The 15,760-nt window shown below is 61.5% G+C and carries 20 protein-coding genes; 8 read left to right on the top strand and 12 right to left on the bottom strand.

Annotated elements, in window-relative coordinates; genetic code table 11:
* The first annotated feature begins 296 nt into the window (after window positions 1-296).
* The 6 genes from B6V73_RS03420 to B6V73_RS03400 all read left to right on the top strand — a co-directional run bounded on the left by B6V73_RS03420 (window position 297) and on the right by B6V73_RS03400 (window position 3,596).
* Window positions 297-566, top strand: coding sequence for a DUF982 domain-containing protein (locus tag B6V73_RS03420; RefSeq protein ID WP_088724529.1), 270 nt, complete (start codon window positions 297-299; stop codon window positions 564-566).
* Between the two features lie 460 nt (window positions 567-1,026).
* The gene (locus B6V73_RS03415) at window positions 1,027-1,233 is read left to right on the top strand and encodes a cold-shock protein (RefSeq protein WP_075777126.1); all 207 of its coding nucleotides are present in this window, start codon (window positions 1,027-1,029) and stop codon (window positions 1,231-1,233) included.
* Window positions 1,234-1,414: 181 nt separating this feature from the next.
* Entirely contained in the window at window positions 1,415-1,567 is a 153-nt protein-coding gene (locus B6V73_RS20685; RefSeq protein ID WP_157771556.1) for a hypothetical protein, read from the top strand.
* 330 nt (window positions 1,568-1,897) lie between these two features.
* Complete coding sequence (locus B6V73_RS03410) at window positions 1,898-2,842, top strand: J domain-containing protein (protein WP_088724528.1); 945 nt, start codon at window positions 1,898-1,900, stop codon at window positions 2,840-2,842.
* Window positions 2,839-3,168: a chaperone modulator CbpM gene (locus B6V73_RS03405; RefSeq protein ID WP_088724527.1), complete on the top strand. Its 330-nt coding sequence runs from the start codon at window positions 2,839-2,841 to the stop codon at window positions 3,166-3,168. Before B6V73_RS03410 ends, B6V73_RS03405 begins: the two co-directional genes overlap by 4 nt.
* Before the next feature lie 221 nt (window positions 3,169-3,389).
* The gene (locus tag B6V73_RS03400) at window positions 3,390-3,596 is read left to right on the top strand and encodes a hypothetical protein (RefSeq protein WP_078572562.1); all 207 of its coding nucleotides are present in this window, start codon (window positions 3,390-3,392) and stop codon (window positions 3,594-3,596) included.
* Window positions 3,597-3,620: 24 nt separating this feature from the next.
* On the opposite strand, the gene B6V73_RS03395 is transcribed toward B6V73_RS03400, so the two are convergent.
* The 11 genes from B6V73_RS03395 to B6V73_RS03345 form a co-directional block, all read right to left on the bottom strand.
* A complete protein-coding gene (locus tag B6V73_RS03395) occupies window positions 3,621-4,541 on the bottom strand; it encodes a transglutaminase family protein (protein WP_088724526.1) in 921 nt (306 codons plus the stop codon).
* Window positions 4,542-4,631: 90 nt separating this feature from the next.
* On the bottom strand, window positions 4,632-5,138 hold the full coding sequence (locus B6V73_RS03390) for a hypothetical protein (RefSeq protein ID WP_088724525.1): 507 nt from the start codon (window positions 5,136-5,138) through the stop codon (window positions 4,632-4,634).
* 74 nt (window positions 5,139-5,212) lie between these two features.
* The gene (locus B6V73_RS20680; RefSeq protein WP_168174860.1) at window positions 5,213-5,350 is read right to left on the bottom strand and encodes a hypothetical protein; all 138 of its coding nucleotides are present in this window, start codon (window positions 5,348-5,350) and stop codon (window positions 5,213-5,215) included.
* 389 nt (window positions 5,351-5,739) lie between these two features.
* Window positions 5,740-5,910: a hypothetical protein gene (locus B6V73_RS20675; RefSeq protein ID WP_088724523.1), complete on the bottom strand. Its 171-nt coding sequence runs from the start codon at window positions 5,908-5,910 to the stop codon at window positions 5,740-5,742.
* A gap of 197 nt (window positions 5,911-6,107) precedes the next feature.
* The gene (locus tag B6V73_RS03375; RefSeq protein WP_206185556.1) at window positions 6,108-6,617 is read right to left on the bottom strand and encodes a TRAP transporter small permease; all 510 of its coding nucleotides are present in this window, start codon (window positions 6,615-6,617) and stop codon (window positions 6,108-6,110) included.
* A 12-nt stretch (window positions 6,618-6,629) separates the two neighbouring features.
* On the bottom strand, window positions 6,630-7,664 hold the full coding sequence (dctP, locus tag B6V73_RS03370; protein ID WP_088724522.1) for a TRAP transporter substrate-binding protein DctP: 1,035 nt from the start codon (window positions 7,662-7,664) through the stop codon (window positions 6,630-6,632).
* A 40-nt stretch (window positions 7,665-7,704) separates the two neighbouring features.
* Window positions 7,705-9,000, bottom strand: coding sequence for a TRAP transporter large permease subunit (locus B6V73_RS03365; protein WP_088724521.1), 1,296 nt, complete (start codon window positions 8,998-9,000; stop codon window positions 7,705-7,707).
* A gap of 191 nt (window positions 9,001-9,191) precedes the next feature.
* Entirely contained in the window at window positions 9,192-10,463 is a 1,272-nt protein-coding gene (locus B6V73_RS03360) for a TRAP transporter large permease (protein ID WP_199224708.1), read from the bottom strand.
* A complete protein-coding gene (locus tag B6V73_RS03355) occupies window positions 10,460-11,062 on the bottom strand; it encodes a TRAP transporter small permease (RefSeq protein ID WP_088724520.1) in 603 nt (200 codons plus the stop codon). The genes B6V73_RS03360 and B6V73_RS03355 overlap by 4 nt, the downstream gene beginning before the upstream one ends.
* A gap of 18 nt (window positions 11,063-11,080) precedes the next feature.
* The gene (dctP, locus tag B6V73_RS03350; protein ID WP_088724519.1) at window positions 11,081-12,079 is read right to left on the bottom strand and encodes a TRAP transporter substrate-binding protein DctP; all 999 of its coding nucleotides are present in this window, start codon (window positions 12,077-12,079) and stop codon (window positions 11,081-11,083) included.
* 108 nt (window positions 12,080-12,187) lie between these two features.
* A complete protein-coding gene (locus tag B6V73_RS03345) occupies window positions 12,188-13,405 on the bottom strand; it encodes a CoA transferase (protein WP_088724518.1) in 1,218 nt (405 codons plus the stop codon).
* 85 nt (window positions 13,406-13,490) lie between these two features.
* Here B6V73_RS03345 and B6V73_RS03340 point away from each other — a divergent pair, with 85 nt between their 5' ends.
* On the top strand, window positions 13,491-14,426 hold the full coding sequence (locus B6V73_RS03340) for a hydroxymethylglutaryl-CoA lyase (RefSeq protein WP_240504088.1): 936 nt from the start codon (window positions 13,491-13,493) through the stop codon (window positions 14,424-14,426).
* 19 nt (window positions 14,427-14,445) lie between these two features.
* Window positions 14,446-15,117, top strand: a complete 672-nt coding sequence (locus B6V73_RS03335) for a GntR family transcriptional regulator (protein ID WP_088724516.1) — start codon at window positions 14,446-14,448, stop codon at window positions 15,115-15,117.
* Between the two features lie 146 nt (window positions 15,118-15,263).
* On the opposite strand, the gene B6V73_RS03330 is transcribed toward B6V73_RS03335, so the two are convergent.
* Window positions 15,264-15,476, bottom strand: a complete 213-nt coding sequence (locus tag B6V73_RS03330) for a tetratricopeptide repeat protein (RefSeq protein ID WP_088724515.1) — start codon at window positions 15,474-15,476, stop codon at window positions 15,264-15,266.
* Window positions 15,477-15,760 lie beyond the last annotated feature (284 nt).

The following is a 15,760-nucleotide window of genomic DNA, read 5'->3' as shown; positions in this document are numbered from 1 at the left end:
CGTGACGCCGTTCGAGCAGACCAGCCTCTCAGCAACCATGCCTCGCGGGCTCTGGTCGATAGCACATATTCCACCCCTTGCGGGTTCGCCGCGAGCTTCGCACATCGAAAGTGCCGGATCGTGATCCGCGCGCGTTGACGCTGAAGCGTCACGATCCGAACGGAAAGACATCTGGCGCGCAATACCGCGCGTCGACCCAATTCACCGCATGGCGCAGGCCTCGCCCGCACCGTGCCTCCGTGATCGCGCGACCAGTCAGACTGGTCCCTTCACGCACTCTTGGAAAGATACGAAACATGATCGAAATTTACTGGGGCAAACCCATCTCTCTCGTCGTGTCGCCCGAAGGCGACGTCAAGAACTTCAGCACCATCGAACAGGTGCATTACTGGCTTCGCAAGAAGTGGCCCGTCGCCGACACCGCGCAAGACCATGCGATCGAATGCATCGAGGCCGCGATGGACTGCCTGGGTTCCGTGGGCGATGCCCGCAGCGCCTTCCTCGGTGCCGCAGGCACCGCCGGTTTCGTGCCATGTGAACCAGCGGCTCGTGCCCTTGCGGCCTGACCGGTTCGCCCCTGTGGCACCCCGTCCGTAACGGGGCCCGCCGCGCGAAGCGCCAAGGCTGCAGGCTATGTGATCGAAGCTTTTTTACGGCCCTTTCGCTTCACCGCAAGCTGATCCTGCCGATCGTGGAGAATGGGGCTGGCGCAAGGGCACGGGCGCCTGCTCCCTGGTGATACCGTCCGGGCCTCCGGCCGCCGAAGTAAGCGCGCAGGTCGAGGCCTTTCTCGATACCGAGAAAGGCCGCCCGCCCTCACCCCGGAACGCGCATCTGGGTTGAGAGTCGCATTTCTCATCTCATTTCTCGGTTGCACCTTGTATCGCCGCCCGCCCGCCCCATCTATAGGGAGCTTCGTTATTCCGACCGCACCCTGTCTCCTTCATCGGCCTCAGTTTGCTTTTCGATCTGACCGGCCGACCTGCCGCATCCTGCGGGCAGATTTCCAAACAAGGAGACGATACGATGGCCAATGGCACCGTGAAATGGTTCAACCCCGGCAAAGGCTTCGGCTTTATCCAACCCGAGAACGGTCGCAAGGACGTGTTCCTGCACATCAGCGCGCTCGAACGGGCGGGCCTTTCCCAGATCGACGACGGTCAGAAAGTGACCTTCGAGATCGAAACCGGCCGCGATGGTCGGGAATCCGCCAAGGATCTCGAACTCGCCTGATAAAACCGTTCGCGGACCGGTGTCTTCCGGTCCGCGAACGCGCCCATGGGGCGAGAGTCTTCTCTGCTCGAATACCTTTGCGCAGTCCAGGTTCGAAACATCTGTAGAACCACCCATCCGGCATTGCGGATCAGGATGTGCGGGCGGGTTCAAAATTCACCTGTCTACGCGGAGAACGATCATGGGCTATTCCCCTCAAAAGAAACAACTCGACCTCAAGGATTTCCTGAGCCAGCCCGCCAAGAAAGGCTTCCGGAAAGGCGTCGGTTTTCGTCGTGCGCCGACAAATCCGACCCCTGTCAAAGCCGGCGCAAAACAGGCTGTGACGAAATAAACGGCTGCGCCGAGTTAACTGATTTCCCCGCTCCCCGAGAGACGGGGCTGATCAGTCGGCGTTCAGCGCGATCCACTTTCCTGAATGCTTACTGAGACGTCTTGATCCCGGCTTTGGGTCAATACTCCCTCATGGGTGGCAGCCTCCTCGCTCGCCGCGTTTGCCGTGGGCTCGCCGCCGTTTGACCCCACATCGCTCAGCACACGGCATTTCCACATTGACGTGGATCACGGACCTAAGACCTCTTCTCGTGGCATCCAACGACAAGTGAACCCATTTCCGCACGCGCTCTGTACTTACGATGCATCGCTCGCCGAACAGGAAACCTGGATGCCCGATGATCCATACAAAGTCCTTGGCCTGACCAAGGCCGCCACAGCTGACGAAATCAAGAAGGCGTATCGCAAACTTGTGCGGACAAGCCATCCTGATTTGCACCCGGATGACGCAGGCGCCGAAGCGCGGTTCAAGGCGATATCAGCCGCTTACGACATCCTGAAAGATCCCGAAACCCGTGCGCGCTATGACGCCGGAGAAATCGATGGCCTCGGTGCAGAACGTCCGCAGCGCCAGTATTACCGTGATTTCTCGGGCTCATCCGACAACGGCTATCATCGACAGCGCGGGTTTGGACCGGATGTCGATCCGGCAGATATCTTCGCTGACATATTGCGCAATCGCGGACGGTCTGGCGCTGGCGACTTCGGCGACCGTGGTTTTTCCGCGCGCGGCGCCGACGCGCGCTATTCGCTCAACGTGCCGTTTCTGGATGCTGCGCGCGGAGCGGAAACCCACATCACGCTGCCCGATGGACAAAGCCTGACAGTCAAGATCCCACGGGGCACTGAAGACGGCCAGACACTTCGGTTGCGCGGCAAGGGGGCGCCTGGCTATGGCGGTGCTCCTGCGGGAGATGCGTTGATCACCGTTCTGGTGGGGGCTCATCCGGTTTTCGACCGAGACGGCGATGATATCCTGGTAACGCTCCCCATCACCATCGAAGAGGCCGTTCTCGGCGGCAAAGTCACCACGCCGACCATTGACGGCCCCGTCGGGCTCACGATCCCAGCAGGCGCGAATTCGGGCCAGGTCTTACGTTTGCGTGGACGTGGCATCGCCAACGCGAAGCGCAAAACCAAGGGTGATCAGCGGGTTGAGCTGAAGATCGTGACACCACCCAGCATTGACGAGGATCTGCGCAATTTCCTCACCGAGTGGCGCAAGACACATCGCTTCGATCCGCGTGTTGATTTGATGAAGAGGGCCAGCGCATGACGGACAGGTTTTCCGAAGAGGACGTGATTTCCAACGTCACCCGGCTCACAAGAAGCCAGCTTTTGAGCTTTATCGAAGGCGAACTCGTTCGGCCGGCAAAGGGCGAAACTGGTTTTATTTTTCGCCGCGTCGACATCGCGCGATTGGAGTTACTGTGCGATCTTTCCCATGATCTTGACCTCGACGAAACGGCGTTGGCGATCGTGATGTCGCTCCTTGACCAGCTGCATGCCGCACGACAGGACCTCATTGCCATTGCACGCGCGATAGACACCCTGCCCTCAGAATTGCATACGCGTGTCATTGCGGCAATGAAGCAGCCGTAAGCCCAACTCGCCTCTCCTCGTTTGGGAAACAAGCTAGCTTCAAAACGGGGACGTTTCAGGAGAGCATGTCAGGGGTTATTGAGTTATTGCTGCTTTCTTGACCCGCGAGCCTCCCCGGTGCGGCCATGTCAATCCGCACCGCAAAGGTTGAGGCTCTTTGCAGGAGTATGGCGGTTCGTTTCATTAGCTGCCTGAGGGCGGAAACGAGAGGGAGATTGAAAATGGAAGATGCAATTCAGCCCGGCCAAGGCGTTTTTGTGACTGGCGCAGAAAAAACGATCTTCCGGTTTGAAGGACGCGCACGGGATGGCTTCGTGACTATTAGCGGATCAGGCGGCTTCACCTGCGACGTGCCAGAGGATTGTATTCAAGCGGTCAAAAAGCGCACCCGGAAGGAATTCGGAAATATCGACTTTCATCGCGACTGAACGCGCAAAGCACCCATCACCTGATTACCGCCTTGGCAGGTTGTCGAAACTTGCCTCCTCCGCCACGGACACGGCGGCGCGCCCGTTTTGAACGGAGACCTCAACAGAGAGATCATAGAGCGCGTTGCCAAATCCTGAGAAGCTGCCCGAAATCGGTGAGACCTGATGGATGCCTCGACCGACCGCGACCGGTATCAGGTTCTGCGACCCGACGCTGCGATTTGTCGGGTCGAATGCGATCCATCCGGCGCCGGGGACGAATATCTCGGCCCATGCGTGGGTCGCCCCTGAGCCAGCCGATCCCACAAGGTTCATTTCGGGATTGAAGAGATACCCCGAGACGATGCGGGCTCCGAAACCGAGATGGCGGACGGCCTCGGCAAGCAGGACTGCGAAGTCGCGGCACGAACCCCAGCACCGGTCGAGTGTTTCGGCCGGCGATTGGGTGCCCTCATCCTCCCGGCTCTGGTAGGAAATCTGCGTGAACACCCCGGTGCTGATGTCCTTCAGCAGAGACAATGTGTCAGTCGGGCGCCCCATGACGAAGTTCTCGACCCAGCGAGAAAGGCGGCCTTGGATGTCTTGATATTGCGGCTTGGTCAGCGCCCCCAAATCCGTCCAGTCGTCCGCAGCGTAGAGAAAAGGATATTGGGCTGCCGATGCAGCGATGGCGAAGACCGGCCAGGCCGACGCCGTCAATTCCACGGTCGCACGACTTTCGATTGCCAGATGATCAGTCTGGTCGTCGAACACGGCAGTGGCGATGGCGTTGCCCGCCACATCATGCGCCCATGTTATGTGCGCCGCCGGCGTAATGGAGAGCGCGTGCGAGAGCAGCCGCAATTCTCGCGTCTCGCGCGGGCGCAGCATCAACCTGTGCGGACCGAGAGAGACGTCTCCCCGGTATCGGTAGGTCGTTGTGTGAAGAATGTCGAGGCAGGCCAAATGACGCTCCAATACGGTCAGATAAGAGTGGCAGCCACGCCCACAGCCATGTCGGCTAGCAATGGGGCAGCCAGACGCCTCGCTAAGCCGCTAATTTCTCGGTCGTGTTTCCGGACTCGTCGGCATCCCTTCGTTTTCGGCGGCCAGAATGGAGGCTTCGTAGCGCCGTCTTTCGGGAGCCGGCAGGGGCTCCAGTCTGGATAGATCAGGATCAGGCGACCGGAATACCGAGTAGAGATGGCGCAGATGCGCCTCCGAGAAACCATCGGCTTCCATCACGAGGCGCACCATCGGATCCGAAAGCATCTCTTCCACGAAAAAGTCCGACAGGGCACGGCCCGTAAGCTTGTCTCTGGCACGCGCGTGATCGAGATCGGCCAGGGAAACGGTCAGCGTCCTTACCAATCCGGGATGTGTGGCTCTGGGATGAAGCTTCACCATGACGGAAGCTTTCCAGGTTTCGGGGTTCTTCCGATCCGGAGGCGAGACTAGCTCCGTCTCGATCTCATACTCTCCCGCCGGGAGTGTCTCGGCAAACCCCGGAATGTTGAACGGGCGGGAAAAAACCGCGACGGTCTTGCGTGTAAGTTCTTCCACTGGCCTAATCCTCTCACATCATGAGCGAATGACCCGCGCCCTTGCCAGGGCCGGGGCGCGGGTCTGCGCAGGTCTTAAGAAGTCTTGGATTTCGCCGGCGCTTCCTTGCTGGCGGCCTTAGGCTCGCTCTTCTCGGCAGAAGGCTTGGCAGTCTTCTCGGGCGCAGGCTTCAGCGCCGCTGCGGCCCGAGTAGTCAGGTCCTTGAAGGACATGTCATCGATCCTTTTATCGACCGACGTCAATTCTTGGTCCATGTCGGACCGGGATGCTTGTCGCCGGTGTGATCTATATGGGGACCAGGGATCTGCTTTACGATGGTCAGGCGCCGAGGAATCTGAGACCTGGTGCAATCTCCGGTCCGGACCCCGAACTCCTGACGCGCCTCTCGATCCGATATCCGATTCATTCTCGCGGCCCAGTCAATGGCGAAAGACCACGGGTTTCGACTAGGCAAAGCTTGCCCTAGATATCCTCGCTCGAACGCCCCCCACATTTGCGGAGCCTCACCTCCTGAGAAGAACCGGTATCAGGAATATCTAAAGGGCAGATCTATTCGCGATGTTGCGCCAACTCCGGCTCTCGAAAGAACCCTAAATCCCGATCAAAGCCTGCGCACGGGATTTCCGCCTCCGACGATTGCGCGGATCAGCTCTGCCGTGGCCAGATACACCTCCCCTGCGAGAGATGCGGCAGCCGCGTGTTCACGACTTGTGGCCGCATCTTCGAGCACGCCGACGACCTCGGCCTCAGACAGCAAACCACGATCGTTCATCGCCTCGCAGATCGACAGCGCAGCGAAAGATGAGCTGATGGTATGAACTGCCTTCAGATCGCGCGATCAACGAGGATGAGCGTTGAGTTCGAAGTCGGTTCACCAACCGTCACGAAAAGAGGGGCTTTACCCAGAGGTCAACCAAGGGTCTTTCAGATACCGAAGCGAGGGTCGTCTTGGCGCTTGATGGTCACGCGCTATTGGAGGTCTTGCTGACCGGTGCCGATATCCCTATCCGGCGAGATTGTCGCGTCGAGCAAGTCGAAAAGGAACTGCAAAGTCAGCGTCCCGAAACCGAGCGGCAGCAGCGCGTAGGGGATCACCATCGGCGTGCCGAAGCTCGACGAGACCCGCTCGCCGTAATCCCAAGCCTGAAAGGCCATCAGGAAGCCCCGCCATGTCATGATCCCCGCAAACGCCATTCCCGCCAGCGCGATGATCGCCTGCGACCCTCGTTTCACCAGGGGGCGCGCAGTCTCGACGAAGAAGGTGATCCGGATATGGCTATCCGTTCGCTGAACGTCCGCAGCCACCAGCACGGCGACATAGACGATCAGGAACGTGTTGATCTCGAGAGACCAGGACGTCGGCGCCGCGAAGATGTATCGCATCATCGCATCGTAGCAGATCGTCAGAACCATGAAGACCAGAACCAGCTGGCCGAGGAACCGCGTGCCCCGCACGATACGGTTGAAAATCGTCCTCACGGCGCCCTCCCTTTAGCTCGCCCGACCGGTCGCAAGCGCGATGGCGCGCTCGCCAAGGTCCTTGCCGACCTCGTCGATCCAAGCCGCGCGCACCTCTTCGGCCGCCTTGTTCAGAGCTTGCAGATCTTCCTCCGACGGCTCGATCACCTCAATCCCAGCCTTCTCGATCATCGGCCAGTATTCATCCTTGTAGATGACGTCATTGGCCTCCTTCGCGCCGTTCTCGTCGAACCAGTCTGCGGCGGCTTCGAACGCGGCCTTGGCGTCGGCATCCATCGCCTCCCAGCGCTTCGGCGTGACGAAGAGACCGATCCCAAAGCCGGTAATCGGCAGCTTGTAGACTTGGTGCAGCTGCTCTTGCAGCGAGCGCCCGATGATCGTCGAGATATTCGCCACCGCCGCGTCGACCGTGCCGCGCTGCAGACCCAGATAGAGTTCCGAGGACGGAATGCGCACCGCCGCGCCACCGAAGTTTTCGATGACCTTGGTGCCCTCGAAACTGACGACGCGGACTTTCTTGCCTTTCACGTCGGCGATCGCGCGGACTGGGGCGTCCGCGCTCGACCAGATGTATTCCGGCTGCAGGATGTTGCCCATCATCGAGACCATGTAGAGGTCTTCCTTCGCCAGCTGCTCGTTGATCAGGTCGAACAGCGGACTGCCTTTCTTCAGCCGGTCGGGATTCTCATAAAGCTCTTCTACCACGCCAGGCAGACCGGTCACACCGAGGATCGGCACCGAACGTGTGATGTAGCTCGTGGTATGGAACATGAAGTCGATCGTGCCGGCGCGCAGGGCAGGCAGCTGCTCGTCGGCCTTCAGCAGCTTCGCGCTGTCGTAGTAATCGACCGTGACGGCATCGCTCTTGTTGAGCCGCTCGACGAAACCCGCCGAGCCGTAGGCCAGCGCCTTGTAGCTTGGCGGAAGGTAGCTCACGCCCGTCAGCGTAGTGCTCGCGAAGGCCGGACTGCCAGCCATCCCCAGAACCGCGCTCCCTCCCATGAGTGCGGCCCCGCTTTTCAGGAAATTGCGTCTTGTCTGCGTCATTTTAGGTTCTCCTCCCTTTGAATTTGCAGCAACGATCCGGTCACAGCAGGCTTGGCAGCCAGAGGCTGATCCCGGGAAACAGCACGAAGATCATCAGCATCACGAATTGCACCGCGACGAAGGGCACGATGGAGCGGACGATTTCTTCGACACTGAGCATCGGGCAGACGCCGCGCAGCGCGTAGAGGTTCAGTCCGACCGGCGGCGTGACCACCGCGATCTCGAGGTTCATCACCAGAATGATCCCGAACCAGAGCGGGTCGTATCCCAAGGTCTGGATCAGCGGCAGCAGGATCGGCGTCGTCACCACGATCAGCGACACCGCGTCGACCAACATCCCCAACAGGATCAGCGCCAGCATCAGGATCACGAGGATCCCCCAGTTCGGCAGGCTGGTCGAGGTCAGGCTCTTCGCCACGATCTCGGGCACCCGCACGAGATTGAGGTAATCGCCAAAAATCTTCGCGCAGCCGATGATCAGCAGGATCGTGCAGGAAACCTTGACCGAGGAGGACAGGATCAGCGCGAAGCTGCGCCATGTCAGCGCTCGGAACACCAGAACCGCGATGAGAAACGCTCCCAACGCCCCGAAGGCCGCGGCCTCGGATGGGGTTGCGATGCCGGAATAGATCGAGCCCAGGACGATCGCGACGAGCAGCAATGCGTGCCAGATACCGGCGAGCGAGCGAAATTTCTCGCCCATCGACGGCGCGGGACCTTCCTCGCGCGGGGCTTGTTCGGGCTTCAGGCGCACGCGGATATAGATGTAGAGCGATAATGCCGCCGCCAACGCGATCCCGGGCAGGATACCCCCGATGAAGAGCGAGCCGACCGAGACGCCCGACACCGCGCCGTAGATGATGAAGGGCACCGAGGGCGGGATCAGCATCGCGAGCGCACCCGACGAGGCGACCGAACCAGCCGCGAGACCGCGAGAATAGCCGCGCTCCAGCATCTGCGGCACTGCGATGGAGCCCACTGCCGCGACACCCGCGACGGAAACCCCGGACACCGCGCCGAAGATCGCAGACGCACCCACGGTCGCGATCGCCAGCCCGCCGCGTAGCCATTGCAGCCACAGCGCCGCCGCCTTGAACAGGTTCTTGCCCACAGGCGTCGCACCCAGCAAGTTGCCCATGAGGATAAACAACGGCAGCGCGATCAGTTCGAATGAATTGAGCTGGCCGAAAAACGAGGTCGGCGCGAAGAAGAAGGCGAGCGATCCACGCGCCATCCAAAGCCCGAGCAGCCCGCTTGCGCCCAATGCGAGAAAGATCGGCGCGCCGATGCCGATCAGGCCGATCAAGGCGATCACCACGATGACAGGTTCAATCATCCGGCGGGCCTATCCTGTGAAAATCCAAGACGCATATTCTCCTCCCTCTGGTCTCTCCCTGACCATCTGTCTTCGCGAGACTGTCGCAGCCCTCCCCGACCCCGACAAATCCCGCGCCACGCCCGCGCGGGCGGGGCGTCCGGGCCACGCTTCGGTCGCGGCCCCGCAATATGTCGCACCGCCCGACCCGGTCACAAGCGAAACGGTATGAAAAGCGCGAGGCCGGGCAGCAGGCACATCGTCACCGCGACGAGCAGCATGAGCAGCACGAAGGGCGTCACCCCCTTGATCACCGTGCCGATCCCGGTTTTTGCGATCGCCTGTATGACGAAGAGATTGAGCCCGACCGGCGGCGTGATCAGCGCGATTTCGATCAGCAGGACGAAATAGACGCCGAACCAGACCGGATCGATCCCCAGCCCGATCACGGTCGGCAGGAACACCGGCACCATGATCAGCAGCATCGACATGCTCTCGAGGAACAGCCCGACAAAGAGCAGGATGATAGACACGATCAGCAGAAAGACCCAACGGTTGTCTCCGGCGATCTCGAACATATGCGCGACCTGCGCGGGGATCTGGTAGAGGGTGATCGCGCGACCGAAGATCTTCGCGCCGATGACGATAAGGAAGATCACCGAGGTCGTCATGACGGAATCCCGCACCGCGGCAAGGAAGCCCTTCCAGCTAAGCGAGCGTTGCAGCACCGTGATTAGCAGCGCGACCGAGGCGCCGATGCCCGAGGCTTCGGTGGGCGTGAAAGCGCCGGAGTAGATGCCGCCCAGCATGATCACCGCAAGGATCGCGGTCGGCATGGCCCGGCGGCTCGCCCGGAAGCGCTCGGGCCAGGTAGCTTTCGGCGTGGCGCTCGCGCGCGAACCGATGGTGGAGGCGAACACCGCGTAGATACCAAAGACGACGATCAGGGCGAGGCCCGGACCGATCCCGGCGAGAAAAAGTTTGCCGATGCTTTCCTCGGCGATCACCCCGTAGACGATCAGCGGGATCGAGGGAGGGATCAGGATGCCCAGTGTGCCGCCCGCCGCAAGCAGCCCCAGCGTGAAGGATTTGCCGTAGCCGCGATTGGTCATCTCCGGGATCGCGACGGTGCCGACGGTCGCGGCGGTGGTCACCGAACTGCCCGAGATCGCCGCGAAGACACCGCAGGATAGAAGCGCCGCGATGCCGAGCCCTCCGGGCAGATGGCCCACCCAGCTTTGCAGCGCCACGAACAGATCGCGCCCGACCCCGCCGCGCAGCAAGATGTTGGACATCAGCAGGAACAGCGGCACCGCGAGCAGGACAAAGTCATTTACTCCGCCGAAAAGGTTCGCGGGGATCAGCGCAAGCGGCAGCCCCTTGAGCACGATCAGAAGCGTGCCGAAGGTGGCGAGGCCGAAAGCCACCGGCAGCCCTGTCAGCAGCAACGCGATCAGGCCGAGGATAATCATAACCGGGATCATGCGCCCTGCCCCTCGTCTTCGTGAAATTCCGGATCTTCAGCATGGCTGAACTCGGGCGGCGGCCGCATCCAGAGCCGGGCTGCATCCGCGAAGGCCTGCAGCGCGAGCAATGCGTAGCCCACGACGACGGGCGCCTCCACGATCCATTGCGGCATCTGCAGCATGCTCGCCGTTCGTCGCCCCATCTCGAAGCTTTCAATCAACTCGCCCCAGCAGAGCCAGACCGCCATGACGGAGAAGCCGCCAATTACGACCAGCGAGAACAGCTCCACCAGTCGAGCGACATTGGGGCTGCGATTTGCGATCAGCGCGGTGATCCGGATCATCCGCCGATGGCGCAGGCTTTGCGCCATCGCGATGAAGGTCAGCCACAGCATCAGTGTCGTCGCGACATCCGCCGTCCAGCGCGTCGGCGCGTGTAGAACATAGCGCGCGAGCGCCTCGTAGCTGACCATGCAGCAGATCGCGACGATGGCGATATCCGCCCCCCATGCCGCGATGGAGGAAACAGAGTCGACGGCCCGCAGCGCGCGCGGACCGCCCGGGGAACCGGAGCCCCCCGAAGGGGCCTCCGACCGCTGAGGAATATGCTCATCCATAATGGCGCGGAGCCGCGATCAGTAGAGCGCGCGAACTTCGTCAACCAACTTCTGGCCGACATCGCCCGCATCTTTGATATAGATATCGATCGCCGGGGCCGAAGCCTTGCGCCACTGCTCCATCTCATCGTCGGTCAGGTCGGTCACCGTCGCGTTGCCGCTTTCTTGCAGCCATTTCGCGGCATCCTCGTTCTCCTGCCGGGTATTGGCCCGCATCGACATCTCGGCATCATGCGCGGCTTGATCGACCCAGCCCTTCTCCTCGTCGCTCAGCGAAGCGTAGACATCGGGATTGATGACAACGATGAACTCGGCCAGCGCGTGGTTCGTCATTGTAACGTTGTTCATCACTTCATAGAGCTTGCGCGATTTTGTGGCGGTCGTGCCGCTCATGCCGATATCGACGGTGCCGCGCTGATAGGCCATGAACTGCTCGGAGCCGCCCATCACAACCGGTGTGCCACCCACAGCCTCGATGAAGTCACCCGAGGGCTTGCCCAGAGCGCGCACCAGTTTGCCCTTCATGTCGGCGGGGGTGCGGATCGGCTCGTCCTTCGAGAGGATCTGGACCGGGCCGTAATCCTGCCACCAGAGAACCTTCGTCCCGGTCTTGCCGATCAGCTCGTCGAAGGTCTTGCGCACCGGGCTGTCGGGCTCGGCCGCCTTGGCGAGCACATCATAGCTCGGGAACAGGAAGGGCTCGCTGAAGATGCCGGCGGCGGGGACGGTGCCGGAATACTCGTCCGCCAGCACGACGCCCATGCCGATCGCGCCGCTCGCCACTGCTTTCGGGACCTCGCTCCCTTTGAAGAGCTGCGCGCTATCATAGATCTCGACCTTGATATCGCCGCCAGAGAGCTTCTCAACCTCGTCCTTGAAGGTCACGAGGTTCGCTCCGATCGGATGATCGACCGACACCTGAACGGTCGCGCGCAGGGTCTTTTCGGCCATCGCCTGTCCAGTGGTGCCGATCAGCGCGCTGCCGACGAGCATCGCAGCAATTGCGTATGATTTCATGATAGTCCTCCCAATGAGTGCCGACCTCTTTGCCGGCCTTTTGTCTGGCGAAATGCCATCAATGCCCGACGCGCGCTGTTCCTCCACGGCACGCGCCGAACTAAAAGCTCAGACGATCCCCGCCTCGCGCAGCTCCGCGATACGGTCGGAGCTCATGCCAAGCTCACCTCCCAGAATTTCCTCCGTGTGCTCGCCCAGTTCCGGCCCGACATGGCGGATCTCGCCGGGGGTGTCGGACAGGCGTGGCGCGACGTTTTGCATCTTGATCGAGCCGAAATCGCGATGCGGCAGCTCCACGATCGCCTCGCGCGCCTGAAAATGCGGATCGTCGATCATTTCGGCCGCGCTGTAGATCAGACCGCAGGGCACACCATGTTCGTGCAGCAACTCCTCAAGCGGCTTGAGATCGAGTGTCTTGGTCCATTCGTTGATCTTGCCGTCGAGCGCACGCATGTTCTTGCCGCGCGCCGAGTGGGTCGCGTAGCGCTCGTCCTCGGCGAGCTCGGGCTGTCCCATCGCGGCCGCCAATCTGCGGAACACCGTGTCCTGGTTGGCCGCGATCAGCAGCAACTTGTCGTCGCGGGTCTCGAAGACGTTCGAAGGCGAGACATTCGGCAGGGTCGCGCCCGTGCGCTGACGCACGTAGCCTGCGACATCATATTCGCTGACCGTGCTTTCCATCATCGCCAGAACCGCCTCGTAGATCGCGCTATCGACGACCTGGCCCTGCCCGGTCCGCTCACGCGCGTGCAGAGCCATCAGTGCGCCCATGCAGGCATAGACCGCCGCGAGTTCGTCGCCGATCGAGATGCCCATGCGGCTCGGCGGCGTCGAGGGATCGCCGACGACGTAGCGCAACCCGCCCATCGCTTCGCCAATCGCGCCATAGCCTGCGCGCTTGGAATATGGTCCGCTCTGGCCGAAGCCGGTGACGCGCACCATGATCAGGCGCGGATTGATCTTCTTCAGATCTTCATAGCCGAGGTTCCAGCGCTCCATCGTGCCGGGGCGGAAGTTCTCGATCAGGATGTCGGTTGAGCGGATCAGCTCGCGCACGATCTCCTGCCCCTCCTCGGTGCGCAGGTTCAGCGTCAGCGACTTCTTGTTGCGCGCGACGACCGGCCACCAGAGCGATTTCCCATAGGGCTTTTCCTGCCCCCAGACCCGTAGCGGATCGCCGGAGCCGGGTTGCTCGCACTTGATGACCTCGGCGCCGAAATCGGCAAGCAGCTGCCCGCAGAATGGCCCTGCAAGCAATTGCCCCATCTCGAGCACGCGAACATCATTGAGCGGCCCGCTGCGCGCGGTTTCTGCCTTCGTGGCCATAGGGTATATCTTCCTCTTCCTCACATCGGCCCACCGAAGCGGACTCGACTCTCCTCAGAAATAATGCATACATTTTTGGAGTTGCGTGGCAACAATTTTTCTTCGGGAGGGCGAAATCTTGAGTAATAGCGTTGAAATCGTGGATGTTTCCTTGAGAGACGGTATCCAAAACGAGAAGCGGACCCTCTCCGTGGATACAAAATTGGAGCTTTTGAAGGGCATTATCGGCGCCGGCGCGCGCCGGGTGGAGATCACCAGCTTCGTTAATCCCAAGAAGGTGCCGCAGATGGCCGATGCCGAGGAAATCTGCGCACGACTTCCCCGAGACGGGATGCGCTATATAGGGCTGGTGCTAAATCATCGCGGCTTCCTGCGCGCGCAGGTCGCTGGCGTCGACGAGATGAACTACGCGATCGTTCTCAGCGACACGTTCAGCCAGCGCAATCAGGGCATGACGACCGAGGAGGGCATCGCGCAATGGCGCGACATCGCCGCTGGCGCGAAGGGACGGCAGAAGACCAACGTGACCTTCGCCGCGGGCTTCGGCTGTCCTTTCGAGGGCGAGGTTCCGGTATCGCGGCTCACTTGGGTGCTCGATAAGGTTATGGAGACCGCGCCCGACGAATTGACCTTAGCTGACACGATCGGCGTAGCCTCGCCCCGCGACGTCACAGAGCGCGTAGCGGCTCTGCGCGAGCGCTACCCCGACCTGCCGATCCGCCTGCATCTCCACAACACCCGCAATACCGGGCTGGCGAATGCATGGGCGGGCTTTGAGGCGGGCGTGCGCTCCTTCGATGCGGCGCTCGGCGGTGTCGGCGGCTGCCCTTTCGCACCGCGCGCGACCGGCAATGTCCCGAGTGAGGATCTTGTTTACATGTTCGAACGCTCCGGTATTACAACCGGATACGATCTGGACAAGGCGATCGAGACAGCGAAGGCCCTCGAAGAGGCCGTGGGGCACACGGTGCCGGGGATGCTCATGAAAGCAGGCGGCTTCCCGAAGCCTCAGACGGCCTGATCCGGCGAAGGAGGGGGGAATGGGACACAAGGAGGAAAGCGGCGAAAAAATCGGCGCCGCCGAGCAGGCCTATCTTGCCATTCGGAAACGAATATTTTCGGGCCATTACGCCGAGAACGAGCGTGTCACCGAGGCCGAAATCGCGCAGAGCCTGAAGATGTCTCGCACGCCGATCCGCGAGGCGGTAAAGCGGCTCTTGCTCGAAGGGTTGCTGACCCGCGAGGCAGGCCCCGGCCTGCGCGTCGTGGGCCTCGGCCCCGACGAGATCGAGCAAATCTTCCAGATCCGCCTGCTGCTGGAATCCTATGCCGCGAAACGCGCCGCAGGCTTTGCCGACGCAGCCGAATGCGCCGAGTTGCAGCGCCTGGCCAAGCGCATGGCCGACCATGTGCCGCCGCGCGGCGATGCGGATTTCCAGGAGATCACCGAGGCGAACCGGGAGTTCCACCAACTGATCCTCGCGACCTCGCGCTCGCCGCGGCTGGAGGCGATGCTGTCTCTCGTAGTAAACCTCGCCCTCGTCGCGCGGACATTCCACAGCTATGACGAGGCGGCGATCCAGCGCTCCGCCGCGCATCATCAGGAAATCGCCGACGCGATCTGCTCGGGCGACCCGGATTGGGCGGAGACAGCGATGCGGACCCACCTGCACGCAGCCGCGACGACGGCGCGCAAGGAGTTCGGCGGCTAAGCGCCTGCCCCCCCTTATCGCGCGGGTTTTCAACGCTCACTCTTCGGCCAGACCCGCCTTGCGAAGCCCTTCGGCAAACCGCGCACGATAAGCCGCGTCTTGAACGGATGCGCTCTCGAGAAGGGCCGAGACGGTCGTCGAACGCCCTAGAGACTCGTATTCCACCGCCATCCACTCGGCCTCATCGAGATTGCCATCTGCCCGTAGGTCGTAATCAGGAAGCGATAGGGGAAGGCGTCGAGGTAGTTCGGATCGAGACGGATCGCCTCATTGCAATGCAGGATGGCCTGTTCGGGATCGGGGGCGAAGCTGCGCGTGTTGAGCTGGCCCAGCGAGAAATGAGCGAAAGCCGGCTTCAAATCGAGGGCGACTCGGCGGCCTCGAAGACGACGCGGGAGTATTGGGCTCGATCAGGCGTCAAATTATATTCCAAGCCAAAACTGCAAATCTGTGCAAGATGCGCATGGGCACGCCCGCACTCGTGCCGGCGTTTGTATTTCGGGAGAGCGGAGTTGCTACAAGCCTATTTGCGAAAAACCGCAGTTGCGCTCGCCCAGACGACCGCGACATGAGAAAGCCCCCCGCCGCGTGCGACGAGGGGCTCCGGGGAGGATTTAGGTGTCAGGGTCGATCAGGCGTTGCT

The organism is Thioclava sp. JM3 (genome assembly GCF_002213185.1).
GTDB lineage: Bacteria > Pseudomonadota > Alphaproteobacteria > Rhodobacterales > Rhodobacteraceae > Thioclava > Thioclava nitratireducens.
Note: the sequence above shows the minus strand (reverse complement) of the source record. Positions and strands in the feature narration are given on the sequence as shown.

What these genes read in the sequence shown, in the direction of transcription:
- B6V73_RS03335 (WP_088724516.1), top strand. Translation starts at nt 14,446, where the DNA reads ATGGGACACAAGGAGGAAAGCGGCGAAAAAATCGGCGCCGCCGAGCAG.
- B6V73_RS03410 (WP_088724528.1), top strand. Translation starts at nt 1,898, where the DNA reads ATGCCCGATGATCCATACAAAGTCCTTGGCCTGACCAAGGCCGCCACA.
- dctP (WP_088724519.1), bottom strand. Translation starts at nt 12,079, where the DNA reads ATGAAATCATACGCAATTGCTGCGATGCTCGTCGGCAGCGCGCTGATC.
- B6V73_RS03360 (WP_199224708.1), bottom strand. Translation starts at nt 10,463, where the DNA reads ATGATCCCGGTTATGATTATCCTCGGCCTGATCGCGTTGCTGCTGACA.
- B6V73_RS03355 (WP_088724520.1), bottom strand. Translation starts at nt 11,062, where the DNA reads ATGGATGAGCATATTCCTCAGCGGTCGGAGGCCCCTTCGGGGGGCTCC.
- B6V73_RS20675 (WP_088724523.1), bottom strand. Translation starts at nt 5,910, where the DNA reads ATGAACGATCGTGGTTTGCTGTCTGAGGCCGAGGTCGTCGGCGTGCTC.
- B6V73_RS20685 (WP_157771556.1), top strand. Translation starts at nt 1,415, where the DNA reads ATGGGCTATTCCCCTCAAAAGAAACAACTCGACCTCAAGGATTTCCTG.
- dctP (WP_088724522.1), bottom strand. Translation starts at nt 7,664, where the DNA reads ATGACGCAGACAAGACGCAATTTCCTGAAAAGCGGGGCCGCACTCATG.
- B6V73_RS03400 (WP_078572562.1), top strand. Translation starts at nt 3,390, where the DNA reads ATGGAAGATGCAATTCAGCCCGGCCAAGGCGTTTTTGTGACTGGCGCA.
- B6V73_RS03420 (WP_088724529.1), top strand. Translation starts at nt 297, where the DNA reads ATGATCGAAATTTACTGGGGCAAACCCATCTCTCTCGTCGTGTCGCCC.
- B6V73_RS03365 (WP_088724521.1), bottom strand. Translation starts at nt 9,000, where the DNA reads ATGATTGAACCTGTCATCGTGGTGATCGCCTTGATCGGCCTGATCGGC.
- B6V73_RS03415 (WP_075777126.1), top strand. Translation starts at nt 1,027, where the DNA reads ATGGCCAATGGCACCGTGAAATGGTTCAACCCCGGCAAAGGCTTCGGC.
- B6V73_RS03405 (WP_088724527.1), top strand. Translation starts at nt 2,839, where the DNA reads ATGACGGACAGGTTTTCCGAAGAGGACGTGATTTCCAACGTCACCCGG.
- B6V73_RS03345 (WP_088724518.1), bottom strand. Translation starts at nt 13,405, where the DNA reads ATGGCCACGAAGGCAGAAACCGCGCGCAGCGGGCCGCTCAATGATGTT.
- B6V73_RS20680 (WP_168174860.1), bottom strand. Translation starts at nt 5,350, where the DNA reads ATGTCCTTCAAGGACCTGACTACTCGGGCCGCAGCGGCGCTGAAGCCT.